Here is a 25,585-nt window from a genome sequence, read left to right as displayed (position 1 = left end):
ATGTTCAGTCCTATTTATGGAAAACCACTTTCCCGCCAGCCACCACTTCATCGACGATGCCAATGACGCACAGATCGACCGGTGATAATTCGCTGCGATGCGCCTGGCGTGCGGAACTGCCGCTGACCAGCAGTACCCACTCTCCGGTTCCCGCCCCAATACTGTCGATAGCGACGGCACACTGCCCGTCGGGGTTGCCCTGGGCATCGATCATTTCCACCATCAGCAATTTGTCATGCGCCAGTCCCTGATGGCGGACGGTACATACGATTTGTCCTGTGACGACTGCCAGTTTCATATCCGCCTCCATGGATTGCCCGTTGGGTCGTAGGCCTTGAATCTGCGCACCATCAGGCAATGGCGCGCATTCATGCCGGATGGCGACGCTGCGCGTCTTATCCGGCCTACCATCAAATGTTGCTGTCGCCTTTGAAGCTGATCGGGAACACTTCTTCCAGATCGCCGTGCGGGCGTGGAATCACGTGTACGGAGACCAGCTCGCCAATGCGCTGCGCCGCAGCGGCGCCAGCATCGGTTGCGGCTTTGCATGCCGCCACGTCGCCACGCACCATAGCCGTACACAGGCCACCGCCAATCTGCTTCACGCCGACCAGCTTCACGCGCGCGGCTTTTACCATCGCATCTGAGGCCTCAATCAGCGCAACCAGGCCCCGGGTTTCAATCATTCCTAATGCTTCCATCGTGTTTTCCTCTCATTAAAGGGGTCCAGAACGGGACCGTTCATTCAACCAGTGTGTGTAAGCTGCGTTCGCGGCTCACGTCAGCCTGGCGCGGCACGGCTGCCACCAACGCCAGTTCGATAATTTCCTGCACGCTACAGCCTCGGGAGAGGTCGTGAAGCGGCGCGGCAAGCCCCTGAATTAGCGGCCCAACAGCGCGATAGCCTCCCAGACGCTGAGCGATTTTGTAGCCAATATTGCCCGCCTCCAGCGACGGGAAAATCATCACGTTGGCGCGGCCTTGCAGCGGGCTGTCAGGCGCTTTTTGCGCGGCGACCTCCGGTACAAAAGCGGCGTCAAACTGCAATTCACCGTCCACAAGCAGTTGCGGCGCACGTTCGCGAACGAGCTCTGTCGCCTGCTGCACGTTGGCAACATTGGGGTGACGGGCGCTGCCGTTGCTTGAAAATGACAGCATCGCCACGCGCGGCTCTTCGCCTGTAATGGCCCGCCAGGTGCCGGCGCTGGCGATAGCGATATCCGCCAGCTGCGCCGCCGTCGGCTGCGGCACTACGCTGCAATCGGCGAACCCTAATGCCGGACCGGCATACTGCGGCAGCATCAGGAAAATAGACGACAATGTTTTGCACCCGGGTTGCAGGCCAATCACCCGCAGCCCTGCGCGCAACACGTTCGCCGTTGACGACAGGTTGCCTGCGATACACACATCTGCCTCACCGGCGCTCACCATGGCGGCAGCGAACATCAGCGGGTCGCTAAGCTTTTCCACTGCGTCTGGCGGCGTTTTTTCTCCGGCGCGGGCAAGCCAGCGTTGCGCAAAACGCTGGCGCATACTCAGGTTGCTGTGTGGGTCGATGACCTGAATGCCATCCATCGCCATACGATGACTCAGGGCAAACTGACGCAGCGCAAACGGACTGGCGACCAGAACGGGGCGAGCCAGACCGTACTGTTGCAGGTAATGCGCCGCTTTCAGCACGCGTTCGTCCAGCGCATCGGGAAAGACGACTCTGGCGGGGGCGCGTACCGCCAGTTCGCGGGCGCGTTCAATGATCATGGCTTCTCTCCCAACCGTTGTTGAATTTGGGCGACCGTCAGCGGATGTTTCGCCACGCTCAAAATCATCATCACGTAAACCGTACTGGAGAGACGGTTCAGCGCCTGTAAAATGTCCGGGCGCAAGACCTCAAAACTACGGGTAATAAACACTTGTGCGGCGAGGGTTTCCGTTTCGCGGACTTTGGTTCGCAGGAGATTAAGCAGCGCCGCATCGCGACCGTGGCTGGCCTCCGGCACCAGGTGATCGTGGTCGAGATAGCGCAGCGGCTGGTGGGAAAGCCGATGCAGCTCATCCTCGTTCAGCCCGACGATAGACTGCGCCGCCAGTGGTTCATCTATAGCGTCGGCGCGCATAATGTTGCCCAGCCGCGAGCGGATATCGAAAAGCCACGGCTGCCAGGGTTCCGCCAGTTCGATTTGTAGCCACACGGTCAGCGCGATGGCGCTGTCGAGCGCGGCGCGAAAGCCGAGGCGCGGGTCGCTTTTGGCGACCATTTTGTCCGCCGTCAGATGGGTCAGCGTATCGGGCTTTTTCACCACCGGCTGGCGGCACAGTTCACAGCAGGCCTGTGGGTGCGTATCGCTACTGGTTAAGCCATGTACCGGCTGCGGCTGCTGTTCGTCATCATCGACAAACAGCCGGCCTTGCTGATCCAGAAACTTAATGCGCAGGCGGCGGCTTTCCAGCAGTTCCCGGGCCGAGGGCGTCAGTCGTGCGTCAGCGGGCAGATGGATCTCCGATCCTTCGCTGAGCGTATGATTCGCTCTGAGCCACGTTTCGGTGATGAAATCGTTCATACGGATTGCCAGTTCGCAGGCCAGGCGACGTACAGAAAGCGCACGGACGTTGGCGTGCCAAATTCAATGCTGGAGCCTTTAGGGATGAACATGACATCTCCGGCTTTGGCAATCATGGTTTCGCCTTCATGGCGTACGTGCAGTTCGCCCTCCAGCACCATGTCGATTTCGTCGTAGTTCAGCGTCCACGGGAAAAAGGCGTTGTCCCACTGCATAAACCCGGCGGCCATGCTGCTGCCATCCTGCTCTGTAACCAGATCGGTTAAGCCGACGCAGTGCGGTTCGGCGCCGTCGAAGCGGCCAAATTTCACGCTGCTGCCGTCAATGACTTTCACGCCGCCTTTACCCGTGACGGAGGTAAAGCTCGGCTGCATCGTCCCCAGTTCCAGCGACTGCTTTTCCTTGAGCACTTTTTCCATCAACTGCGCTACCAGGCTTTCAGTAAACTGCCCTTCCGGGAGCTGCGCGATGATGGCTTCCCGAATGCGCTGGCTTTCGCTTTTACACGACTGCGCCGATGTGGATACCGGGACGGGCTCGTCGCATTCGGTAATCGTGAAGCCCAGTAGTTCCGCCACTTCGCGAGCCTCCGGGGTAATAATGCTGGCGCGCAGCACTACCGACATCGCCTGTTCGCCGCGGGCGTGGGCCGCACGAATATCGTTAGCTGTGATAAGTTTTTTCACCTGCCTCTTCCTCCTGTTCACTGAGAGCTGCCAGATAATCCACCAACTGCCGCACGCTTTGCGGGTCGTGGCCGTTGAGCTCGAAAATCGGCTCCCGGAATCCAATCTCGCAAAGCAACTGCCGCGTAGCGGCGACGTCGGCATCCGGCATGTCCGTTTTGCTGATAACGGCGATATGTCGTTTACGGGTTCCAACATCCAATAACCCGGCAGGTAAGCGACTTTCTTTATCGTTTGCCGCGTGGACATAAATCAGCGTGTCCACATCCTGCAACGTGGTAATTAAGGCGTGATACCAACGGGGATGGCTAAAATATTCACCCGGCGTATCGATATCGCCATGATCATTAAATTCCACGGCCTGCGTTTTTCTGGCGAGGGAGTAATTTCCCCGTAACGCGTTAAAAAGCGTTGTCTTTCCGGCACCGACCGCGCCGACAAAAGCAATACGTTTCATTACCGCCACCAATTAACTTTTTGTTAACTCACACAGGGTAAAGTTTAATAATCGCCCCAGCCCGCTGACCGTCTGTAATAGCGCTTCTTCTACTGCGCCGACGGTGCCATAAATCACCAGCGCGCCGCTAAATCTGTCGAGAAAACCGATGTGTACATCCGCAGCCTTCATCGCTAAATCGCCAGCGATCATCGCCGTTTCCCCCGGCGTTAAGGTCATAATGCCAATCGCGCCAGCATCGGGAACGCCGATCTTTTTCGCCAGTTCTTCACCAGGGTGCGCAATGAGATGCGCCAGCGTGACCTGTTTGCCCGGCACAAATTCCTGAATAATGCGTTCTTTATTCATTGCTCACCGCCTCCACTGAAACTGCCGTCATCGTGGCAATTTTTTGTCGGAGTAAATAACAAAATTCGGCAAGGTGATGTAAAAGGTGAGGTAGATCACTAAGAGAAAGAAAATAAAAGGGACTTCTGTCGAGGGTGTTAACGATAAATATCGTGGTGCATCACATTTTCAGGCGTCATTCTGAATTTAAGCCTGTTCCGAAATAAATACCCACCAGCTATTCTTTGTATTACTACTATTGATAAAAATAATGCGTATCACTCGATTTGTGCATAGTACAGATTCAGTGAAATAAGTAGGGGTAACGCAATAGGTTCCAGAGTATCCCCACCTGAGCCTTTCATGTCATGGCGAAGCCCAGCGGCGCATAAAAAAAGCGCAGGAGAACCTGCGCCAGAAGAGAGAGTAATGCGTTATTAAAGCGGCGTGGTTTGCGCTTCAACTACCGCTAACGCCACCATATTCACGATACGACGTACAGAGGCGATCGGCGTTAATACATGTACCGGTTTAGACACGCCCATCAGGACCGGGCCGACCGTGACGCCTTCGGAACTGGAGACGCGGAGTAAGTTGTAACTAATGCGGGCGGCTTCCATATTCGGCATCACCAGAATATTGGCAGCTCCCTTCAGCGGGCTATCCGGCATCCGGTCATTACGAATACTTTCTACCAACGCCGCATCACCGTGCATCTCACCGTCAATCATCAGATCGGGCGCTCGTTCGCGTACCCGCTCAAGGGTTTCGCGCATTTTGCTGGCGGACAGCGAATTTGAGGAACCAAAGTTAGAGTGCGACAACAGCGCGACTTTCGGCTCAATACCAAAGCGGCGAACGGTTTCCGCCGCCATTACGGCGATCTCCGCCAACTGTTCCGGCGTGGGATCTTCGTTAACATAAGTATCGGCGATAAAAGTGTTGCCGCTTGGCAGCAGTAAGGCGTTCATCGCCCCTGCCGTATGCACGCCGTCACGGTAGCCAAAGACCGCTTTCACGACGCTGAAATGCTCATGGTAGTCGCCGATGGTGCCGCAGATCATCGCATCCGCTTCCCCACGCTGCACCATGATCGCGCCAATGGCCGTATGGTTGCCGATCATCGCACGCTGCGCCTGTTCCTGAGTTACCCCGCGACGCTTCATGATCTGGTAATACTCGCTCCAGTACTCTTTGAAGCGCGGATCGGATTCATTATTCACGATCTCGAAATCAACGCCCGCTTTGATCTGTAGCCCCAGTTTCTGGATACGCATTTCGATCACGCTCGGACGTCCGATCAGGATGGGCTTCGCCAGCCCCAGGGTTATCAACTCCTGGGTTGCGTGCAGCACGCGCGCCTCTTCCCCTTCCGGCAGCACTACGCGCTTCGGATCTTTGCGTGCCTGCGAGAAGATCGGCTTCATGAACAGGTTGGTTTTGTAGACAAACTCGGTCAGTTTATCGATATAGGCATCAAAGTCAGCAATCGGGCGCGTCGCCACGCCGGAATCCATTGCCGCTTTCGCGACCGCCGGAGCGATTTTGACAATCAGACGCGGGTCAAACGGTTTCGGAATAATGTATTCCGGCCCAAAGCTCAGGTCCTGATCGCCATAGGCCGAGGCCACCACTTCGCTCTGTTCGGCGTGCGCCAGCTCGGCAATCGCACGGACCGCCGCCAGTTTCATCTCTTCGTTGATCGCCGTCGCGCCGACGTCCAGAGCGCCGCGGAAGATAAACGGGAAGCACAATACGTTGTTCACCTGGTTCGGATAGTCGGAACGACCGGTACAGATGATGGCGTCCGGACGCACTTCTTTCGCCAGCGGCGGCAGAATTTCCGGTTCCGGGTTGGCCAGCGCCAGAATCATTGGCGCGCGGGCCATTTTCTTCACCATCTCCTGAGTCAGCACTTTCGGGCCTGAACAGCCGAGGAAAATATCCGCGCCGTCAATGACTTCATCCAGCGTGCGCTTGCCGCTGTCGTCTACCGCATAGGCCGCTTTGGTCTCCGCCATATTCGGCTCACGGCCTTTGTAAATAACGCCCTTAGAGTCGCAAACCACGATGTTGTGCTTTTGCATCCCCAACGCGACCAGCAGGTTCATACAAGCGATTGCCGCCGCCCCTGCGCCGGAGACGACCATTCGCACGTCGGAAATATTTTTCTCTACGACTCGCAGGCCATTAAGAATGGCGGCCGTACTGATGATCGCCGTTCCGTGCTGATCGTCATGGAAAACCGGGATGTTCATGCGCTCGCGCAGTTTCTGTTCAATATAGAAACATTCCGGCGCTTTAATGTCTTCAAGGTTAATGCCGCCAAAGGTCGGCTCCAGCGCTGCGACCACATTGATAAATTTGTCCGGATCAAGCTCATCGACTTCAATGTCAAACACATCGATGCCGGCGAATTTTTTAAACAGAACGCCTTTGCCTTCCATGACCGGCTTGCCGGCCAGCGCGCCAATGTTGCCTAACCCCAGCACCGCTGTACCGTTGGAAATGACCGCGACAAGGTTGCCGCGCGCGGTGTATTTGTAGGCTGCCAGCGGATCTTTTTCGATTTCCAGGCAGGGCGCCGCCACGCCTGGCGAGTAAGCCAACGCCAGATCGCGTTGGGTGGCTAGGGGCTTAGTCGGAGAAACCTGAATTTTACCGGGTACCGGAAATTCGTGGAAATCAAGGGCGCTTTGTTTTAACTGCTCATCCATCTTGTTGTTCCTTTCACGTATCGTTCAAAAAGTGACGCGGCCTGGTGCGCCGCACATTATCACCGTACTGCGCAACACAAACTTTGAAGGTCTGCAAACTATCACGACACGGCGCAAGAGTTTGTTATCAACTTATAACGGCCATGTTACCTGCTTATACCAGCAATACCATGCCTGTCTGCTATGCTTTTTGGTTATGTAGTGTATCAATCTTTCAGAAGTGTGAATCAACACACTCATCTAACACTTTACTTTTCAAGGAGTATTTCCTATGAACCAGCTAGACGGCATCAAACAATTCACTACCGTCGTCGCCGACAGCGGCGACATTGAGTCCATCCGCCACTACCAGCCGCAGGATGCCACGACAAATCCCTCTTTACTGCTGAAAGCCGCCGGGCTTGAGCAGTATGGTCATTTGATTGAGGATGCGATTGCCTGGGGGAAAAAACACGGCGGTACGCAGGAACAGCAGGTTGCAGCAGCCAGCGATAAACTGGCGGTCAATTTTGGCGCGGAAATACTGAAAAGTATTCCCGGTCGCGTCTCCACTGAAGTCGACGCGCGGTTATCATTCGATAAAGAAAAAAGTATCGAGAAAGCGCGCCATCTGGTGGATCTCTACCAGCAGCAGGGTATTGATAAATCGCGCATTCTGATCAAGCTCGCCGCAACCTGGGAAGGTATCCGCGCCGCCGGGCAGCTCGAAAAAGAGGGCATTAATTGCAACCTGACGTTGTTGTTCTCTTTTGCCCAGGCGCGCGCCTGCGCCGAAGCGGGCGTCTATTTGATCTCTCCGTTCGTGGGCCGAATTTACGACTGGTATCAGGCGCGTAGTCCGCTGGAGCCGTATGTCGTGGAGGAAGATCCCGGCGTGAAATCGGTACGCAATATCTACGATTACTTTAAACAGCATCGCTATGAAACCATCGTGATGGGCGCAAGTTTCCGCCGTACTGAGCAAATCCTCGCGCTAACCGGCTGCGATCGACTGACTATCTCCCCTAACCTGCTTAAAGAGCTGAAAGAAAAAGAAGAACCGGTGATCCGTAAACTGGTGCCTTCCTCGCAGATGTTCCACCGTCCTACGCCAATGACGGAAGCGGAGTTCCGCTGGGAACATAATCAGGACGCGATGGCCGTAGAGAAGCTGTCGGAAGGTATCCGTCTTTTTGCCGTTGACCAGCGCAAACTGGAAGACCTGCTTGCCGCCAAACTATAAACTTTGCATGGAGTGATTTATGTCCCGTAAAGACCTTGCCAATGCGATTCGTGCGCTGAGCATGGATGCCGTTCAAAAAGCCAATTCCGGGCACCCCGGCGCGCCGATGGGGATGGCGGATATCGCTGAAGTGCTATGGAACGATTTTCTTAAACATAACCCCACCGATCCGACCTGGTATGACCGTGACCGTTTTATCCTTTCCAACGGTCACGCCTCCATGCTGCTCTATAGTCTGCTGCATTTAACCGGTTATGACCTGCCGCTGGAGGAGTTAAAAAACTTCCGTCAACTGCACTCTAAAACGCCTGGTCACCCGGAGATTGGCTATACGCCCGGCGTTGAAACCACCACCGGGCCGCTGGGCCAGGGGCTGGCGAATGCCGTCGGGCTGGCGATTGCCGAGCGTACGTTAGGCGCACAGTTCAACCGGCCGGACCATGAGATTGTCGACCACTACACCTATGTCTTTATGGGCGACGGCTGTCTGATGGAGGGGATCTCGCATGAGGTGTGTTCGCTGGCTGGTACGCTGGGACTGGGCAAACTGATCGGCTTTTACGATCACAACGGCATCTCCATTGATGGCGAAACCGAAGGCTGGTTTACCGACGATACCGCCAAACGTTTTGAAGCCTACCACTGGCATGTCGTGCATGACATTGACGGGCACGATCCGGAAGCGGTGAAAAAAGCCATTCTCGAAGCCCAGAGCGTAAAAGATAAACCTTCGCTAATTATCTGTCGGACGGTGATAGGTTTTGGCTCGCCGAATAAAGCCGGGAAGGAGGAGTCGCACGGCGCGGCGCTGGGCGAAGAAGAGGTGGCGCTGACCCGCCAGAAGCTGGGATGGCATCATCCGGCGTTTGAGATCCCAAAAGAGATTTACCGCGCGTGGGATGGCCGTGAAAAAGGCGAGAAAGCGCAGCAGCAGTGGCAGGAAAAGTTTGCTGCTTATGAGAAGGCTTATCCTGAGCTGGCCGCGGAGTTTACCCGCCGGATGAGCGGCGGACTGCCGGAGACATGGGAGTCCGCCACGCAAAAATTTATTAACGACTTGCAGGCTAATCCGGCCAAAATCGCCACCCGTAAAGCATCGCAAAATACGCTCAATGCCTACGGTCCCCTGTTGCCGGAACTGTTGGGCGGATCGGCGGATCTGGCGCCGAGCAACCTGACTATCTGGAAAGGTTCGACCTCGTTGAAAGAGGATCCGGCAGGTAATTACATCCACTATGGCGTGCGCGAATTCGGCATGACCGCCATTGCCAACGGCATCGCCCACCACGGCGGCTTTGTACCGTATACCGCCACGTTTTTGATGTTTGTCGAATATGCGCGTAACGCGGCGCGTATGGCGGCCTTAATGAAAGCCCGGCAGATTATGGTCTATACCCACGACTCCATCGGTTTGGGCGAAGATGGCCCGACGCACCAGGCCGTGGAACAACTGGCGAGCCTGCGCTTAACGCCAAACTTCAGCACCTGGCGTCCCTGCGATCAGGTTGAGGCGGCGGTCGGCTGGAAGCTGGCCATTGAACGTCAGCACGGGCCGACGGCGCTGATTCTCTCGCGGCAGAATCTGGCGCAGGTGGAACGCACGCCGGAACAGGTGAAAGCGATTGCCCGCGGCGGTTATATTCTCAAAGATAGCGGCGGCAAGCCGGATATCATTCTGATCGCTACCGGATCGGAAATGGAAATTACCCTCCAGGCGGCGGAAAAATTGACTGGCGAGGGGCATAACGTTCGCGTGGTGTCGTTGCCTTCAACGGACATTTTCGATGCGCAGGACGAGGCATATCGCGAATCAGTGCTACCGGCGCACGTGACCGCCCGCGTCGCGGTGGAAGCCGGTATAGCCGACTACTGGTATAAATATGTTGGCCTAAAAGGCGCAATTATCGGCATGACGGGATACGGTGAATCCGCCCCGGCTGACAAACTGTTCCCGTATTTTGGCTTTACCGTGGAAAATATTGTAGAAAAAGCCCGCCGGGTGCTGAACATCAAAGGCTAAGGCGAGCGTTAGCAACACAGACTTTGCGCAGTCTGCAGACCTGTTCTGTAGGCTGTGCAAAATTACTTCGTAGACTCAGGCGCATCTGACTGCCCGATGACGACCTCATCAATGGATTTATGGCACATCAGGCAAAAGGCCTTTTTTTTATGCGCCTGCAATGTTGAATCCCACGCCGCTGATCCGCCTTCTTTATTCACTTTTTCTCTTATCGCCGCCAGCCGATCTATTTCATAATAAGCGCTCAGGCAGCCACAATGGGGGCATAATACGGGGCCATTATTTATTTTCATACTATTTCCTGCTGTGGTGAGGCTATCGGGTAAAGTAACAATCCTACCGTAACGTAGCAATCTCTATACCATAAATGAAACCTCAATAGGTGTATCCCTATTCTGAAAAGGGGATAACAACCAGGATTCAACGCGTGATCCACAGCGTAGGCCAGGCATCCGGCCCGTGCCAGTTATCGCAGCTCGGTTCTTCGGCATAACGCACCAGACGAAAACGATCGCCATCATAACGCCAGCGCGTCTGGATACCACAGTCGGTTAACCCCCGCCCTTTCGCCAACGTCACCAGCTCGCGCGTTTTCTCGTCAAAGAAGGCGTTCATCAACTCCATGTCATTACTTTCGACGCCGCGATTAAACGGCAGCCGCAAACGCACGGCGCGCGAGACGAGCGTTTTTTTGCGTGAAACTACCCAGGCGAGATCAATAGTGTTATAGGCGCCAGCTTCGCAGTTAACAATCAATAACGCTTTATCATCCGTCAACGCGCTGACCTGCGTCTCGCGACGCAGCGGGTCAAGCGAACAACGAATGCCGTTTACCCGCCATGCTGCGTAGTCCAGCAGATCGTCGCGTTCTTCCTCACTCAGCGGTACGGGCGTTGGATTAATAACGGCGATCCCCTTTAATGCCGGTGCCGGGGGCACGCTGAGCGGCGGTTCGTTTCCTTTTTCAATCCAGGCGGTTTCGCTGCCCACACGTTTTTGTTGCGCGTCGATAAACAGTAATGCCGCTTTTAATCCCGCCAGCGAAAGCGTCTGAACGCCGTTTTTTAAGGTGATGGCCTGCGCATCCTGAATCGTCTGTAAAAATGTGGTGATGGTGGCAGGATCGCCGGTCATGAGATGCCAGGGCGACACGCGCCAGTGTGGACTGTTGAACGAAAGCGGTTTGCCATCCAGCAATAAGCGAGGCGCAATTGCGGCTTCTTTAGCGTCGGGCGGCGCCAAACCGCCGCGATCGATGCGCAGTACCGCATCGGTACGCGCCCCGGCGCTGCGGCTTAATGTCATCACCAGCCCATGATGTTCGCCAGTATTGCGCGCTACGCAAAAATTTTGGTTATTGCAGGTGACCTGCCAGTCGGAAAAAGTCCGTTGCGCTGGCGCAGCCCACAGTAGCTGGACCGGCAACAGGCCAAACAGACAAAAAAGAATAACGCGGTAGCGCATGAACGGAACAACCCCAGATTCAGAACAACACAGCTCAGGCGGTATCTTCCTTGCGCGCCTCAGGGTTCTCAATCAGATTTATCGGATTGGTCTTTTTTGTGTAAAGAAATATATTTCTTTTTTTTCAGTCCATTAGATGAGACGTCTGTAAATAGTTAAGCAATAACACGGTCTTACCGTCCCGAATCTCGCCTGAGCGCACCATTTCCAGCGCCCGGGAAAACGGTAGTTCAAGCACCTCAATCTCTTCGTCCTCCACGCCGCCGCCGATGCTGGCGCGCTCGCTATCATGATATTCGGCAATGAAGAAATGAATCAGCTCCGTGACGCCGCCTGGCGACATATACAGCTCAAATATCTTGCGTACCTCGCCAACGTCATACCCTGTCTCTTCAATGGCCTCTTTACGGATACAGACCTCCGGCTCGTCGTTATCAAGCAGGCCAGCGCAGGTTTCAATTAACATACCGTCTTGATTACCGTTGACCCATGTCGCCACGCGAAACTGGCGAACCAGAACCACGGTTTTTTTAGTTGAGTTGTAAAGCAGAATAGTTGCGCCATTCCCGCGATCGTAAACCTCACGCTTGTGACGGATAACCTCGCCATTACGACGGGTCAGGTCATAGGTAATGTTGCGCAGAGTAAAATAATTATCAGAAAGAATTTTATCCTTAATAAGCGTAATGGTTTGCGACATGCTGGCTCCAGGGTGTAAAAAGAGCATTAATATTACGCCGTGAGGTCGGTTTTGTCTGCTGAAGGGTTAATCCTTAATGCCGACTGAACGGACGTACAGCCATATTTTTCTGTCACTGCCATGACCATATTCTGCTTCTCCGGGCCGCAGAGTCCATGCTCGCGATATGATTTGACGGCCGGAGTGAGACTGAGGGAATCATCATGAAATTTACTCTCGTTGCGACGGTTCTACTGACGTTTTCCCTTTCAGCTTTTGCCGTTGAGTATCCGGTATTGACCACCGCGAGCCCTGATCAGGTGGGGTTTGATAGCCAAAAACTTCACCGACTTGATGGCTGGATTCAAAATCAAATTGATGCCGGATATCCCAGCATCAATCTTCTGGTGATAAAAGATAATCATATTGTTCTACAAAAAGCCTGGGGCTATGCCAAAAAATATGACGGTTCCACGCTGTTAGCCCATCCCATTCGGGCGACCACTAACACGATGTATGACCTGGCTTCAAACACAAAAATGTATGCCACTAACTTTGCATTGCAAAAACTGGTGTATGAAGGAAAAATAGATGTCAATGATTTGGTATCAAAATACATCCCCGGCTTTAAGGATATGCCTGGGGATAAAATAAAAGGCAAAGATAAACTCCGCATTATTGATATTCTTCATCACGTCGCGGGCTTTCCTGCCGACCCACAATATCCCAATAAAAACGTCGCCGGTAAATTATTTTCACAGAGTAAAAGCACTACTCTGGAGATGATTAAAAAGACACCGCTGGAATATCAACCTGGGTCGAAGCATATCTACAGCGACGTGGATTATATGATTCTTGGTTTTATCATTGAATCGATAACGGCAATGCCATTAGATCGCTACGTCGAAACCACCATTTATAAACCGCTCGGATTAAAACATACCGTCTTTAACCCGCTGATGAAAGGCTTCACGCCGCCGCAAATCGCCGCAACGGAACTACACGGCAATACGCGTGACGGCGTGATTCATTTCCCCAATATTCGCACCAATACACTATGGGGCCAGGTGCATGATGAAAAAGCCTGGTACTCAATGGGCGGCGTTTCAGGACACGCCGGACTGTTTTCTGATACCCATGATATGGCTGTGTTAATGCAAGTCATGCTCAATGGGGGCGGCTACGGTAACGTGAAGCTATTCGACGACAAAACGGTTGCGCAGTTTACTCGCCGCTCGCCAGAAGACGCTACCTTTGGTCTGGGATGGCGCGTTAACGGCAACGCCTCAATGACCCCCACGTTCGGGGTATTAGCCAGTCCGCAAACGTATGGACATACCGGATGGACCGGAACGCTGACGTCTATCGATCCGGTTAATCATATGGCGATTGTGATTTTAGGTAACAGGCCGCACTCGCCGGTAGCAAATCCTAAAGTGAATCCGAATGTTTTTGTCAGTGGATTATTACCTGCGGCGACGTATGGCTGGATTGTTGACCAGATATATGGTTCCTTAAAATAAAAATTAAGAGCCTGTCCTACCAGGCGTTATTGGCGCAGCCAGTTTGGACACGGACAGCGCGCAAAAAACGGAGCGTACACGTAGTACGTGAGGTTTGACTCGCTACGCTCGCCATTCGGGCCGCCGCAAGCGGCGTTCAAAACGCTAACGCGTTTTGGCGAGCACTGCCCAGGACCAAAATGGCAAGTAAAATAGCCCTAATGGGATAGGCTCTAAGAAGGGATTCTGATAGCGTCCCTTCCTTCAATTTACACTCTATTTTCAATACTAAGATTGGCCTCATCAGGCCTGTTAAACGTCGACCCGACGGGAAAATGTTTATCGCAGGGCGTCCAGCCCTGCGAGCGTCAACATTTCTGCAAACGGAGTAAGGTTAGCCAATAAGTTTAAGATTTTTTATCACTCAATCATTTAACCGTTCCAGGCCTTAACCGGCCTACAAATACGCTTATTTAGCTAACCAGTCGAGTATCCCCTGTGCGGCATGTCGGCCTTCTGCCATCGCTGTCACCACCAGATCGGCGCCACGCACCGCATCGCCGCCGGCGAAGATTTTCGGGTTGGACGTCTGGTAACGAAACTCGCTCTCGACGCTGGCGGCAATACGTCCCCAGTTATCCACCTTCACGCCATGCGATTCCAGCCACGACATACCATGCGGATGAAAACCAAACGCCATAATGACCGCATCCGCCGGCATCACGAACTCGCTGTCCGGTACAGGTACCGGGCGGCGTCGCCCCTGACCATCCGGTTCGCCAAGCCGCGTACGCAAAAAGCGAATACCGCTGGCGCGCCCGTGCGTATCTAGCACCAACTCAACCGGCTGAACGTTAAATTCAAAGTTCGCGCCCTCTTCCCGCGCGTTTTTCACCTCTTTTTTCGACCCTGGCATATTGGCCTCATCGCGGCGATAGGCGCAGGTGACGTTGGCAGCGCCATGACGCAGCGCCGTACGTACGCAGTCCATTGCGGTGTCACCGCCGCCCAGCACAACCACGTTAAGGCCCGCAGTATCAATAAACGGCTCGTCAGGCAACGCCGGAAGCCCCATCACCTGTTTGGTATTGGCGATGAGGAATGGCAACGCATCATATACCCCCGGCGCGTCTTCATTCGGTAAATCAGCCTTCATGGAACGATAGGTTCCTACCCCGACAAAGACGGCGTCATAACTCTCCAGCAGCGTCTCCAGAGAAATATCTTTCCCTACTTCGCAGTTAAGCTCGAAACGAATCCCCATCGCGCTGAAGATTTCCCGACGGCGCGCCAGCAGAGATTTATCCAGTTTGAAAGCCGGAATACCAAAGGTGAGCAAACCGCCGATTTCAGGGTGGCGATCGTAGACGGTGGCGCTTACGCCATGGCGCGCCAGCACGTCAGCGCAGGCAAGACCTGCCGGCCCCGCGCCGATAATCGCCACGCGCTTATCGCTCTTCTGTACGTCCGACAGGTCGGGACGCCAGCCTTTGCTCAGAGCGCGATCGGAGATATAGCGCTCAATGTTGCCGATGGTAACCGCGCCATACTCATCGCGGAGTGTACACGCGCCTTCGCATAGCCGATCCTGCGGACAGACGCGCCCGGTAATTTCCGGCAGACAGTTGGTCTGGTGGGAAAGCTCTACCGCCGCATCAATATCGCCGGCTTTCACCAGTTCGATCCACTGGGGAATATGGTTATGCAGCGGACAGGTCCATTCGCAGATACTGTGTTCCCCGCATGTGAGGCAGCGGGCCGCTTCACGCTCCGCCTGCGCGGCGCGAAACGGCAGATAAATTTCCTCAAAGGTGGTTTTACGCGCTTCAATCGCCAGTTTATCCGGTTCGCCGCGCGGCGGCGTCGCCTGCATACGCTCGACTTTACTGCTTGCTGTCCCACTGTGTTGTGTATCCACGGTATGCCAGGGGCGAATCTCCTGCCGGGCGGTACGCAGCCGTCGCGTTTTAGCCAGACGGGTCAACGAGTCTTCGGTGACCAGTTGCAGCGCATCCGCCGGGCAATTTTCCACACAGGCCGGACCCTGTTCACGTCCCTGACACAGATCGCATTTATGCGCGCTGGCTTTGAACTGGTTTGGCGCGACGGGCGTCAATACCATCTGCATGGTGCCGAATGGGCAGGCGACGACGCAGGATTTACAGCCGATACACTTCTGCGCATTGACCTGCACGCTGTCGTTAATATGCGCGATCGCGCCGTTCGGACAGCTACGGGCGCAGGGCGCATCTTCGCAATGGTGACATGTGACCGCGCTGCGCTGGTGCTGATGTTTGATGACAGTAATTCGGGGCTGATAGCGCTGTGACGTCAGGACATGGCGCTCATCATTGTGAGCCATTACGCAGGCGACCTCGCAGGCATGGCAGCCCAGACACTGCTGGCTATTGGCCATAATAAAACGATTCATGGCATCCTTCTGTTTTGGTTGTAAAAACCTTATTCTTTATATGAGCATTGTTATTAACTGACGAAGGCGGGGTCGGCAATGTTCATCTGCCCAGGAAGCACAACTATCTGTCCAGAACCTGTGGCAGATCAATTTATTTCAAAGCAAATGCAATTGCGATTCAGCTAAATGCGGGGAGTCCCAGCGTGACGGTTAAACGCCCGGTCTCAGCCAGTCTGGCTAAGGCTTTTTTCTATATTGTGCTGTTGTCTATTCTGTCCACCGGCAGCGCATTACTGACGCTGACCAGCAGTTTACGGGATGCCGAAGCGATCAATATCGCCGGCTCGCTACGAATGCAGAGCTATCGGCTGGGTTACGATCTGCAAAGCCGTAGCCCGCAGATTAATGCGCATCGTCAACTTTTCCAGCACGCGCTCAACTCGCCGGTACTGCAAAATCTCAACGCCTGGTATGTGCCGCAGGCGGTGAAAACTCGCTACGCGCGCCTGCACGCCAACTGGCTGGAGATGAATAGCCGCCTACAGGACGGCGACATTGCCTGGTATCAGACCAATATCAACAATTACGTCGATCAAATTGATCTCTTCGTTCTGGCGTTACAGCATTACGCCGAGCGTAAAGTCATGCTGGTCGTCGCCATATCGCTGGCGGGCGGTATCGGCATCTTTACGCTGGTCTTTTTTACCCTACGGCGTATCCGCCAGCAGGTCGTTCGCCCGCTGAATCAACTGGTCACCGCCAGTCAGCGAATTGAACATGGTCAGTTCGCCCCGCTGCCGCTGGATACCAGCTTACCCAATGAGCTGGGATTGTTGGCGAAAACGTTTAGTCAGATGTCGAGCGAGCTGCATAAACTTTACCGTTCGCTGGAAGCCTCGGTGGAAGAAAAAACGCACGATCTGCACGAAGCGCACCGCCGCCTGGAGGTGTTATACCAGTGCTCCCAGGCGCTGAATACCAGCCAAATCGATGTCCACTGTTTTCGCCATATTTTGCAAATTGTCCGTGAACATGACGCCGCCTGGTATCTGGAGTTAACCGTGGGCGATAACTGGCGGATTAGCGAAGGCACGCAAAGCCCCGACCTGCCGATGCAAATGCTGCCAGTGACGATGCAGGACACGGTCTATGGCGAACTCCACTGGCAAAGCCCCAACGTTAATGCCTCTACGCCGTTGCTGAACAGCGTCTCCACGATGCTGGGGCGTGGTTTGTACTTTAATCAGGCGCAAAAACACTTCCAGCAACTTTTGTTAATGGAAGAGCGCGCGACGATTGCCCGTGAGTTACACGATTCGCTGGCGCAGGTACTTTCTTATTTACGTATTCAGTTAACGCTTTTGAAGCGCGCCATTCCAGAAGATAACGCCGGCGCGCAAAGCATCATGGCGGATTTTTCCAGAGCGCTGAACGACGCCTACCGTCAGCTTCGCGAGTTACTCACCACGTTCCGTCTGACGTTACAGCAGGCCGATTTACCCTCCGCATTGCATGAGATGCTGGAAGATTTACAGAGTCAGACTCCGGCCAAACTCACGTTGGATTGCCGTTTACCCACGCTGGCGCTGGATGCGCAAATGCAGGTGCATTTGTTGCAAATTGTGCGCGAAGCGGTCCTGAACGCCATTAAACACGCCAACGCGAGCGAAATCGCCGTGAGCTGCGTCACCGCGCCTGACGGCGATCATACCGTTTATATTCGCGATAATGGCATTGGTATCGGCGAACCGCATGAGCCTGCCGGACACTATGGTCTGAATATAATGCGTGAGCGCGCGGAGCGCCTTGGCGGCACGCTGAATTTTTCGCAACCCTCCGGCGGCGGCACGCTGGTCAGTATCAGTTTTCGCTCCTCCAATAAGGAAGAGAGTCAGTTAACGTAAAGAACGGCAAATCGCCGGAAGGCCAGATGTCAGGCTTTCCGGCGTTGGCACAAAAAGTATGCTGTAAAAGCGCATGATAATTTACATTATCTCCTTTATTTCTCCACGTTTGGCTCGTAGCTTGCCGCTACAGTGAAGCAGTTCAAATCTATAACGATATGTAGAAACACGAGGTTCCCCTTTAATGGCGAATTTTTTTATCGATCGCCCCATTTTTGCCTGGGTGCTGGCTATCCTGTTGTGTCTGACAGGGGCGTTAGCCATTTTTTCTTTACCTGTTGAACAATATCCCGATCTGGCGCCGCCCAACGTACGTATTACCGCGAATTATCCGGGAGCGTCGGCGCAAACGCTGGAAAATACCGTAACCCAGGTTATTGAGCAGAATATGACGGGCCTCGATAATCTGATGTACATGTCATCACAAAGCAGCGGAACCGGACAGGCGACCATCACCCTGAGCTTTATTGCGGGAACCGATCCTGATGAGGCGGTTCAGCAGGTGCAAAATCAGTTACAGTCCGCGATGCGTAAACTGCCGCAGGCGGTACAGGATCAAGGCGTCACGGTACGCAAAACGGGCGATACCAATATTTTGACCATCGCTTTCGTCTCTACCGACGGTTCTATGGACAAGCAGGATATCGCCGACTACGTCGCCAGTAATATTCAGGACCCGCTCAGCCGCGTCAACGGCGTGGGCGATATTGACGCTTATGGTTCACAGTACTCTATGCGTATCTGGCTCGATCCGGCCAAATTGAATAGTTTTCAGATGACCACGAAAGACGTGACCGATGCGATTGAGTCGCAGAATGCGCAAATCGCCGTCGGGCAGCTTGGCGGTACGCCTTCGGTCGACAAGCAGGCGCTGAACGCCACCATTAATGCGCAGTCGCTGCTGCAAACGCCGCAACAATTTCGCGATATCACCCTGCGCGTTAATCAGGACGGTTCCGAGGTCAAACTGGGCGATGTCGCCACCGTGGAGCTGGGGGCGGAAAAATATGACTACCTCAGCCGTTTTAACGGCAATCCGGCTTCCGGCCTTGGCGTTAAGCTGGCCTCCGGCGCGAACGAAATGGCGACCGCGAAGCTGGTGCTGGATCGCCTCAACGAGCTGGCGCAGTACTTCCCTCACGGCCTGGAATACAAGATCGCGTATGAAACCACCTCCTTTGTCAAAGCCTCGATTATCGATGTGGTCAAAACGTTGCTGGAAGCTATCGCGCTGGTTTTCCTGGTGATGTATCTGTTCCTGCAAAACTTTCGCGCCACGCTAATTCCGACGATCGCCGTGCCGGTAGTATTAATGGGCACCTTCTCTGTGCTTTACGCGTTCGGCTACAGTATTAACACATTAACCATGTTCGCGATGGTGCTGGCGATCGGGCTCCTGGTCGACGATGCCATCGTGGTGGTGGAAAACGTCGAACGTATCATGAGCGAAGAAGGGCTCACGCCGCGTGAAGCGACGCGCAAATCCATGGGACAAATCCAGGGGGCGCTGGTCGGTATCGCGATGGTGCTGTCTGCGGTATTCGTGCCGATGGCGTTCTTTGGCGGTACCACCGGGGCGATTTATCGTCAGTTTTCTATCACCATTGTCTCGGCAATGGTGCTGTCGGTGCTGGTCGCCATGATCCTGACGCCAGCGTTGTGCGCAACGTTATTAAAACCGCTGCACAAAGGCGAGCAGCACGGGCAACGCGGATTTTTCGGCTGGTTTAACCGTACCTTCAATCGTAATGCCGAACGTTATGAGAAAGGCGTAGCGAAAATTTTGCATCGCAGCCTGCGCTGGATTCTGATTTATGTTCTGTTGCTTGGCGGCATGGTGTTCCTGTTTTTGCGCCTCCCCACCTCCTTTCTGCCGCAGGAAGATCGGGGCATGTTCACTACGTCTATCCAGCTACCGAGCGGTTCTACGCAACAGCAGACCCTGAAAGTCGTTGAAAAGGTTGAAAACTATTACTTCACCCATGAGAAAGACAACATTATGTCGGTCTTCTCGACGGTCGGTTCCGGCCCTGGCGGGAACGGGCAAAACGTCGCGCGCATGTTTGTTCGCTTGAAAGACTGGGACGCGCGCGATCCCACCACCGGCTCCTCGTTCGCCATTATTGAGCGGGCGACAAAAGCATTTAACCAGATTAAAGAAGCTCGCGTCTTCGCCAGCAGCCCGCCGGCAATTAGCGGTCTGGGCAGCTCCGCCGGTTTTGATATGGAATTACAGGATCACGCCGGAGCAGGCCATGACGCGCTGATGGCCGCACGAGATCAACTCATTGAGCTGGCCGGGAAAAACAGTTCCTTGACCCGCGTGCGCCACAACGGCCTGGACGACAGCCCGCAACTGCAAATTGATATTGACCAACGAAAAGCGCAGGCGCTGGGCGTATCGATTGACGATATCAACGACACCCTGCAAACAGCCTGGGGGTCGAGCTACGTCAACGACTTCATGGACCGGGGCCGCGTGAAGAAGGTCTATGTTCAGGCCGCAGCGAAATATCGTATGTTGCCGGATGATATTAATCTTTGGTATGTCCGTAACAAAGACGGCGGCATGGTCCCCTTCTCCGCCTTCGCCACCTCGCGCTGGGAAACCGGATCGCCGCGTCTGGAACGCTATAACGGCTATTCGGCGGTAGAAATTGTCGGAGAGGCCGCGCCGGGGGTCAGTACCGGGACGGCAATGGATGTCATGGAGTCATTGGTGCATCAGCTACCGGGCGGTTTTGGCCTGGAATGGACAGCCATGTCTTACCAGGAACGGCTCTCCGGCGCGCAGGCGCCTGCGCTGTACGCTATTTCGCTATTAGTCGTCTTCCTGTGTCTGGCGGCATTGTATGAAAGCTGGTCGGTGCCCTTCTCGGTGATGCTGGTTGTGCCGCTCGGCGTCATCGGCGCGTTACTCGCCACCTGGATGCGCGGGCTGGAAAACGATGTTTACTTCCAGGTGGGGCTGTTGACCGTTATCGGCCTCTCGGCGAAAAACGCGATTCTGATTGTGGAATTCGCCAACGAAATGAATCAGAAGGGACACGCGCTGTTAGACGCCACGCTGTACGCCAGCCGCCAGCGCCTGCGACCGATACTGATGACTTCGCTGGCGTTTATCTTTGGCGTATTGCCGATGGCCACCAGCACCGGGGCAGGCTCGGGTAGCCAACATGCTGTCGGAACCGGCGTGATGGGGGGAATGATCTCAGCAACCGTTCTGGCTATCTTCTTTGTACCCCTGTTTTTCGTGCTGATACGTCGCCGCTTCCCGCTGAAGCCGCGCCCGGAATAAGATCCCGGCCAGCCTGATACGAGGTGCCGGGCACAAAAAAGGCGACTTTCGTTGAGTCGCCTTTTCTTATCCCCTATGGGAGCGCGGTGCCTTCCAGGCATTTATTTACGAAGCATGACTTCGATAAAATCTTTCCAGTTCCCCAGTTCACGTTCAATCATAATAGCCTCTCTTATTATTATGGGTATTCTACGTAGTTAGCGGTATAGAGAGAAGTTCATTTAACCGATTGTTGCGATATCCTCTGGTTATGCTGTCTATGATATTACTATGGCGCTGTAGCCGTAAATTTTATGTGACTTACTGCAATATTTAGCAACATTAATACCTTTTCTACTACTTTATCAAATCGGGTTAAAAAACAAACAATTGCATGTGCGCAAAATAAGATTTTCCTCGCGAATTATAAACAAGCCACATCTGGAACGTTTTGGAATCATTATTCACATTCACTCAACAATGTTATATTGATTGCCGATCAGCGCTGGATAAATAACCATTAACAGCCACACTTATTATCCCGCAGACGATACTATTGATTATTTATTCGAATTTCGCGTTAAAGGATTCAATATGATTACCCTCTATGGCATTAAGAATTGCGACACGATCAAAAAAGCGCGCCGTTGGCTGGAGGAGCATGGCATTGATTATCGTTTTCACGATTACCGTGTGGATGGCATAGACCTCCCTCTTCTTAATACCTTTATTGCCGAACTCGGCTGGCAGCCTTTACTGAATACGCGCGGCACAACATGGCGCAAACTGGATGAAGGCCACCGCAGCGGGATTACCGATGCCGACTCCGCCGCTGCTCTCATGGTTGAACAGCCGGCAATCATCAAACGCCCATTGCTCTGCGCGCCCGGGAAGCCTATGCTGCTTGGTTTCAGTGAATCCCGTTATCAGCAGTTTTTTGATGAGGTGTAGTCTATGTCGTGCCCGGTTATTGAGCTGACACAGCAACTTATTCGTCGCCCCTCCCTGAGTCCGGATGACGCAGGCTGTCAGGCATTAATGATTGAACGCCTGCATAAAATCGGTTTTACCATTGAGCATATGGATTTTGGCGACACGCAAAATTTTTGGGCATGGCGTGGGCGTGGCGAAACGCTGGCGTTCGCCGGGCATACTGACGTCGTACCGGCTGGCGATGTCGATCGCTGGATCAATCCGCCGTTTGAACCTACGATTCGCGACGGAATGTTGTTCGGTCGCGGCGCGGCGGATATGAAAGGTTCACTGGCGGCCATGGTAGTGGCTGCTGAACGTTTTGTTGCGCAGCATCCTCATCACCGGGGCCGTCTCGCATTTTTGATTACCTCTGATGAAGAAGCCAGCGCAAAAAATGGCACCGTAAAGGTGGTTGAAGCGCTGATGGCCCGTAACGAGCGGCTGGATTACTGTCTGGTCGGCGAACCTTCCAGTACTGAAATTGTGGGTGATGTCGTCAAAAACGGGCGTCGCGGTTCCCTCACCTGTAACCTCACTATTCATGGCGTTCAGGGGCACGTCGCCTATCCGCATCTGGCGGATAACCCTGTTCATCGCGCTGCGCCTTTTCTTAATGAACTGGTCGCTATCGAGTGGGATCGGGGCAATGACTTTTTCCCGGCCACCAGTATGCAGATAGCCAATATCCAGGCAGGCACCGGCAGCAATAATGTCATTCCCGGCGAACTGTTCGTGCAGTTTAACTTCCGTTTTAGCACGGAGCTGACCGATGAGATGATCAAAGAACGGGTACATGCGCTGCTTGAGAAGCATCAGCTACGCTATACCGTAGACTGGTGGCTTTCCGGTCAGCCGTTCCTGACCGCACGCGGAAAGCTGGTGGACGCGGTGGTAAACGCCATTGAGCACTATAATGAAATTAAACCGCAATTACTGACGACGGGCGGTACGTCCGACGGACGTTTTATCGCCCGTATGGGAGCGCAGGTGGTAGAACTGGGGCCGGTGAACGCCACCATTCATAAAATTAATGAATGTGTGAATGCCGCCGATCTCCAGCTACTGGCCCGTATGTATCAACGCATTATGGAACAGCTCGTCGCCTGATGAGCGTTCCTGTAAGAGGAAATAAGCATGGACTGGCTGGCAAAATATTGGTGGATTCTGGTATTGGTGTTTCTGGTAGGCGTACTGCTGAATGTGATCAAAGATCTCAAACGCATCGACCATAAGAAATTCCTTGCCAATAAACCTGAGCTGCCCCCGCATCGCGATTTTAACGATAAGTGGGACGATGAAGACGACTGGCCGAAGAAAGATCAGCCGAAAAAGTAACCGAATATCATGCCGGACAGGTATCGCTATCCGGCATGGTCCCCACCGCCGGGCATTACGTCGCGCAAAAGCTGCGTTCGTCCGGCATCCAGCGCAATCAGCGCCTGCGCCGCCTGCGCACGCTGCAACGCCAGCAGAGCTTTACGGCCTGAAATGCGTAGCCGGGCGCACAGTTCGGCATCGCTGGCTTTTTCCTCCAGCCGCCCTCTCAGCGCCGGTAATGGCAATGCGCTGTATTGCAGTAAACGATGCAGGCAACCTAACGATGTCAGTAGCGGACGGTGCGCGAACGCAAAACCGACCAGCTCACGCCAGTCTTCATCATTAAGCGCCTGTTCATCTAACGCCGCCAGCGGTATCGCCTCGCCGTTCCACTGCGTCAGGATATCCGCATCGCGGCGCAAACGTCGGTGTTCCTGCTGCGCCAGCCGTTTTCCCGCGTCGCTCAGCGGCAATAACGCCATCGCCGTATAGCAACCGCTGCTCGCCTCCCGATGGTTGCCCATCCGTACCAGTACAAAGCCGCAGCGTTGCCAGAAACGCCACAGCTCCGGCGTATAGCCAAAGCTGACGGAAAGATAATCACACTGCGCCGCCTGTACGCACGCGCAGGCAATCAACTGCTGACCGATGCCTTCGCGCTGGCGGGCAGGGTGCACCGCGATACGGCTTACGCGACGCCCAACCAGCGTCGCGGCTAAAGGGTCGCTACCGTGCGCCGCCAGCGACTGCGCCACCAGATTTCCACGCGGACGCCGGAAACCGCACCATACAGCCTGACTGAGTTCTGCGGATAACCCACCCTCTTCGACCAGCCAGAGGGCGCCCGCCACACGGTTATTCGCCGTAGCCTGCAAGAAATGCTGTCCTGGCGCATCCATCATTCGGCGCAGATCCAGCGGCGAAGTACGATAGTGCGCCCCCGACAGTAACTGATACACAGCCCTCGGCAACGCGGGCGTCTCCCCCCAGGCCTGCTGGTAAAAAGCCGAGATTGCTATCGCGCCATGCGGCGCCTGCGCAAACGCTTCATCGTCGAATATCAGCGCCTCGCTGACGATATTTTCCAGCGGGCATTCTGGCGCCCAGCGGACAGGCTGACGAAGCGTGAAGCGGTGAAGCTGCGGAAAACGGGCGCAAAACTTAAGTAAAAAACCGCGTCCGGTGCCTTCGTAGCCCTGAACGGTGGTGGTGAGTAGTATGCGGGGAAAGCGCGAAACCAGTTGCAGCAGCAGCGGCGCGGGGATTGCCGCCGCCTCGTCAACCACCAGCCAGTCGGCTCTTGCCCCGCTCGCCAGCAACGCATCCGGCGCCATAAAGCAGAACCGCTCACCGGCAAACGCTGCCAGGATATCCGTTGCCGTTTTCGCCGGTGCGGTCACGATAGCCGTGCCCGCCATCCGGGAGATGAATTGCCCGGCCAGCGCCGATTTGCCGCGCCCACGGGGGGCAATCACCGTCGCCACGCCGGGCGGCATTTCACGTAAACGCGATAAGATAGCCGCCTGCTCCGGCTGCGGCTCGCCGGTGGCGGGTCGCCAGCGTCCACGGAAAGGATAAGATGGCCAGCAAAACGGCTGGCGCTGTCGCCAAAGCAGCGTTTGCGGATCGCGGGAAAGAGTCCGTTTAAGATGCTGTGCAAACTGCGGTGTAGGGATAGGCTGCGCGCAGTCGCTCCAGCGCAGTGAATCGGTATCAGGCCTGCTTTCCCACGTCTCGTACGGCGGCATCAGCAGAAGCAGCCAGCTTCCGGCCTGCAAGGTCCCGCTCAGAGCGGCAAACGCTGCGGCGTCAAAGCCCTGCCAGGCATCAAATATCGCATGACGGAATTCACGGCCCAGCAGCGTTTGTAACGCCTGTGGCGTACAGCACGGCTGGGCGGGCGCGTCAGGCGCGACCCACAGCCAGTCACCGGGCAATGCAGCGCGTATCGCCTCGGCCCGCTCCCGGCACCACGCCGCGTCGCCGCTGATGACCAGTAAACGGCGAATGCCTTCCTGTGTCATTTGCGACGTTAACGCCTGTAGCGCATCGATATCAGACATCCCT

22 protein-coding genes are annotated in these 25,585 nt (G+C 54.7%); 8 read left to right on the top strand and 14 right to left on the bottom strand.

The annotated features are described in order from the left end of the window. Window positions 1-10: 10 nt before the first annotated feature. The 8 genes from eutN to maeB form a co-directional block, all read right to left on the bottom strand. Window positions 11-298: an ethanolamine utilization microcompartment protein EutN gene (gene eutN, locus HU143_RS06840; protein ID WP_001522340.1), complete on the bottom strand. Its 288-nt coding sequence runs from the start codon at window positions 296-298 to the stop codon at window positions 11-13. 112 nt (window positions 299-410) lie between these two features. Further along, on the bottom strand, window positions 411-701 hold the full coding sequence (gene eutM / locus HU143_RS06835; protein ID WP_000387716.1) for an ethanolamine utilization microcompartment protein EutM: 291 nt from the start codon (window positions 699-701) through the stop codon (window positions 411-413). A 40-nt stretch (window positions 702-741) separates the two neighbouring features. Further along, window positions 742-1,758 (bottom strand): phosphate acetyltransferase, encoded by a 1,017-nt coding sequence (gene pta / locus HU143_RS06830; protein ID WP_023200853.1) that lies wholly within the window; start codon window positions 1,756-1,758, stop codon window positions 742-744. Further along, window positions 1,755-2,558, bottom strand: coding sequence for an ethanolamine utilization cob(I)yrinic acid a,c-diamide adenosyltransferase EutT (gene eutT / locus HU143_RS06825; protein ID WP_000997661.1), 804 nt, complete (start codon window positions 2,556-2,558; stop codon window positions 1,755-1,757). The genes pta and eutT overlap by 4 nt, the downstream gene beginning before the upstream one ends. Then, entirely contained in the window at window positions 2,555-3,244 is a 690-nt protein-coding gene (gene eutQ, locus HU143_RS06820; RefSeq protein WP_023227047.1) for an ethanolamine utilization acetate kinase EutQ, read from the bottom strand. Before eutQ ends, eutT begins: the two co-directional genes overlap by 4 nt. Further along, window positions 3,222-3,701, bottom strand: coding sequence for an ethanolamine utilization acetate kinase EutP (gene eutP / locus HU143_RS06815; RefSeq protein WP_000820751.1), 480 nt, complete (start codon window positions 3,699-3,701; stop codon window positions 3,222-3,224). Before eutP ends, eutQ begins: the two co-directional genes overlap by 23 nt. A 12-nt stretch (window positions 3,702-3,713) precedes the next feature. Then, window positions 3,714-4,049 (bottom strand): ethanolamine utilization microcompartment protein EutS, encoded by a 336-nt coding sequence (gene eutS / locus HU143_RS06810; protein ID WP_001031445.1) that lies wholly within the window; start codon window positions 4,047-4,049, stop codon window positions 3,714-3,716. 416 nt (window positions 4,050-4,465) lie between these two features. Further along, window positions 4,466-6,745, bottom strand: coding sequence for an NADP-dependent oxaloacetate-decarboxylating malate dehydrogenase (gene maeB, locus HU143_RS06805; RefSeq protein ID WP_000344299.1), 2,280 nt, complete (start codon window positions 6,743-6,745; stop codon window positions 4,466-4,468). A 271-nt stretch (window positions 6,746-7,016) separates the two neighbouring features. On the opposite strand from maeB, the gene tal reads away from it, so the two are divergent. After that, window positions 7,017-7,967, top strand: a complete 951-nt coding sequence (tal, locus tag HU143_RS06800; protein WP_001072443.1) for a transaldolase — start codon at window positions 7,017-7,019, stop codon at window positions 7,965-7,967. 19 nt (window positions 7,968-7,986) lie between these two features. Next, window positions 7,987-9,987 carry a transketolase gene (gene tkt, locus HU143_RS06795; RefSeq protein ID WP_000087331.1) on the top strand — a complete coding sequence of 667 codons (2,001 nt, stop codon included), beginning with the start codon at window positions 7,987-7,989 and terminating at the stop codon, window positions 9,985-9,987. 62 nt (window positions 9,988-10,049) lie between these two features. Here the strand turns inward: tkt and HU143_RS06790 are convergent, their stop codons facing one another. The 3 genes from HU143_RS06790 to nudK all read right to left on the bottom strand — a co-directional run bounded on the left by HU143_RS06790 (window position 10,050) and on the right by nudK (window position 12,151). After that, a complete protein-coding gene (locus tag HU143_RS06790; protein WP_000700635.1) occupies window positions 10,050-10,280 on the bottom strand; it encodes a hypothetical protein in 231 nt (76 codons plus the stop codon). 127 nt (window positions 10,281-10,407) lie between these two features. Next, window positions 10,408-11,451, bottom strand: a complete 1,044-nt coding sequence (locus HU143_RS06785; protein ID WP_001270678.1) for a DUF1176 domain-containing protein — start codon at window positions 11,449-11,451, stop codon at window positions 10,408-10,410. A gap of 124 nt (window positions 11,452-11,575) precedes the next feature. Next, complete coding sequence (gene nudK, locus HU143_RS06780; protein WP_000084037.1) at window positions 11,576-12,151, bottom strand: GDP-mannose pyrophosphatase NudK; 576 nt, start codon at window positions 12,149-12,151, stop codon at window positions 11,576-11,578. A gap of 203 nt (window positions 12,152-12,354) precedes the next feature. Here nudK and pbp4b point away from each other — a divergent pair, with 203 nt between their 5' ends. After that, window positions 12,355-13,653: a penicillin binding protein PBP4B gene (gene pbp4b / locus HU143_RS06775; RefSeq protein WP_000673293.1), complete on the top strand. Its 1,299-nt coding sequence runs from the start codon at window positions 12,355-12,357 to the stop codon at window positions 13,651-13,653. A 448-nt stretch (window positions 13,654-14,101) separates the two neighbouring features. On the opposite strand, the gene aegA is transcribed toward pbp4b, so the two are convergent. Next, window positions 14,102-16,063: a formate-dependent uric acid utilization protein AegA gene (gene aegA, locus HU143_RS06770; RefSeq protein ID WP_001078942.1), complete on the bottom strand. Its 1,962-nt coding sequence runs from the start codon at window positions 16,061-16,063 to the stop codon at window positions 14,102-14,104. A gap of 185 nt (window positions 16,064-16,248) precedes the next feature. On the opposite strand from aegA, the gene narQ reads away from it, so the two are divergent. After that, window positions 16,249-17,949 (top strand): nitrate/nitrite two-component system sensor histidine kinase NarQ, encoded by a 1,701-nt coding sequence (narQ, locus tag HU143_RS06765; RefSeq protein ID WP_000216814.1) that lies wholly within the window; start codon window positions 16,249-16,251, stop codon window positions 17,947-17,949. Between the two features lie 184 nt (window positions 17,950-18,133). After that, complete coding sequence (gene acrD / locus HU143_RS06760; protein WP_001263077.1) at window positions 18,134-21,247, top strand: multidrug efflux RND transporter permease AcrD; 3,114 nt, start codon at window positions 18,134-18,136, stop codon at window positions 21,245-21,247. 101 nt (window positions 21,248-21,348) lie between these two features. Here the strand turns inward: acrD and ypfM are convergent, their stop codons facing one another. After that, on the bottom strand, window positions 21,349-21,408 hold the full coding sequence (gene ypfM, locus HU143_RS06755; protein WP_001386977.1) for a protein YpfM: 60 nt from the start codon (window positions 21,406-21,408) through the stop codon (window positions 21,349-21,351). Window positions 21,409-21,820: 412 nt separating this feature from the next. On the opposite strand from ypfM, the gene HU143_RS06750 reads away from it, so the two are divergent. Genes HU143_RS06750 through HU143_RS06740 form a run of 3 tightly spaced genes read left to right on the top strand, consistent with a single transcriptional unit; the run spans window position 21,821 to window position 23,536 of the window. After that, complete coding sequence (locus HU143_RS06750; RefSeq protein ID WP_000631925.1) at window positions 21,821-22,177, top strand: ArsC family reductase; 357 nt, start codon at window positions 21,821-21,823, stop codon at window positions 22,175-22,177. A gap of 3 nt (window positions 22,178-22,180) precedes the next feature. After that, entirely contained in the window at window positions 22,181-23,308 is a 1,128-nt protein-coding gene (gene dapE / locus HU143_RS06745) for a succinyl-diaminopimelate desuccinylase (protein ID WP_023227046.1), read from the top strand. Between the two features lie 27 nt (window positions 23,309-23,335). Continuing rightward, window positions 23,336-23,536, top strand: a complete 201-nt coding sequence (locus tag HU143_RS06740; RefSeq protein ID WP_000383839.1) for a YpfN family protein — start codon at window positions 23,336-23,338, stop codon at window positions 23,534-23,536. A 26-nt stretch (window positions 23,537-23,562) separates the two neighbouring features. On the opposite strand, the gene tmcA is transcribed toward HU143_RS06740, so the two are convergent. Next, window positions 23,563-25,581 carry a tRNA cytosine(34) acetyltransferase TmcA gene (gene tmcA, locus HU143_RS06735; protein WP_023227045.1) on the bottom strand — a complete coding sequence of 673 codons (2,019 nt, stop codon included), beginning with the start codon at window positions 25,579-25,581 and terminating at the stop codon, window positions 23,563-23,565. Window positions 25,582-25,585 lie beyond the last annotated feature (4 nt).

The sequence above is a fragment of the Salmonella sp. SJTUF14076 genome, from assembly GCF_015534835.1.
GTDB classification, from domain to species: domain Bacteria; phylum Pseudomonadota; class Gammaproteobacteria; order Enterobacterales; family Enterobacteriaceae; genus Salmonella; species Salmonella enterica.
Note: the sequence above shows the minus strand (reverse complement) of the source record. Positions and strands in the feature narration are given on the sequence as shown.

Bases quoted from the DNA above. Each gene is read 5' to 3' on its own strand.
- HU143_RS06785 (WP_001270678.1), bottom strand. From the start codon at position 11,451: ATGCGCTACCGCGTTATTCTTTTTTGTCTGTTTGGCCTGTTGCCGGTC.
- aegA (WP_001078942.1), bottom strand. From the start codon at position 16,063: ATGAATCGTTTTATTATGGCCAATAGCCAGCAGTGTCTGGGCTGCCAT.
- HU143_RS06790 (WP_000700635.1), bottom strand. From the start codon at position 10,280: ATGAAAATAAATAATGGCCCCGTATTATGCCCCCATTGTGGCTGCCTG.
- eutM (WP_000387716.1), bottom strand. From the start codon at position 701: ATGGAAGCATTAGGAATGATTGAAACCCGGGGCCTGGTTGCGCTGATT.
- HU143_RS06740 (WP_000383839.1), top strand. From the start codon at position 23,336: ATGGACTGGCTGGCAAAATATTGGTGGATTCTGGTATTGGTGTTTCTG.
- maeB (WP_000344299.1), bottom strand. From the start codon at position 6,745: ATGGATGAGCAGTTAAAACAAAGCGCCCTTGATTTCCACGAATTTCCG.
- tmcA (WP_023227045.1), bottom strand. From the start codon at position 25,581: ATGTCTGATATCGATGCGCTACAGGCGTTAACGTCGCAAATGACACAG.
- eutT (WP_000997661.1), bottom strand. From the start codon at position 2,558: ATGAACGATTTCATCACCGAAACGTGGCTCAGAGCGAATCATACGCTC.
- eutP (WP_000820751.1), bottom strand. From the start codon at position 3,701: ATGAAACGTATTGCTTTTGTCGGCGCGGTCGGTGCCGGAAAGACAACG.
- tkt (WP_000087331.1), top strand. From the start codon at position 7,987: ATGTCCCGTAAAGACCTTGCCAATGCGATTCGTGCGCTGAGCATGGAT.
- nudK (WP_000084037.1), bottom strand. From the start codon at position 12,151: ATGTCGCAAACCATTACGCTTATTAAGGATAAAATTCTTTCTGATAAT.
- eutS (WP_001031445.1), bottom strand. From the start codon at position 4,049: ATGAATAAAGAACGCATTATTCAGGAATTTGTGCCGGGCAAACAGGTC.
- eutN (WP_001522340.1), bottom strand. From the start codon at position 298: ATGAAACTGGCAGTCGTCACAGGACAAATCGTATGTACCGTCCGCCAT.
- HU143_RS06750 (WP_000631925.1), top strand. From the start codon at position 21,821: ATGATTACCCTCTATGGCATTAAGAATTGCGACACGATCAAAAAAGCG.
- acrD (WP_001263077.1), top strand. From the start codon at position 18,134: ATGGCGAATTTTTTTATCGATCGCCCCATTTTTGCCTGGGTGCTGGCT.
- dapE (WP_023227046.1), top strand. From the start codon at position 22,181: ATGTCGTGCCCGGTTATTGAGCTGACACAGCAACTTATTCGTCGCCCC.
- pta (WP_023200853.1), bottom strand. From the start codon at position 1,758: ATGATCATTGAACGCGCCCGCGAACTGGCGGTACGCGCCCCCGCCAGA.
- tal (WP_001072443.1), top strand. From the start codon at position 7,017: ATGAACCAGCTAGACGGCATCAAACAATTCACTACCGTCGTCGCCGAC.
- pbp4b (WP_000673293.1), top strand. From the start codon at position 12,355: ATGAAATTTACTCTCGTTGCGACGGTTCTACTGACGTTTTCCCTTTCA.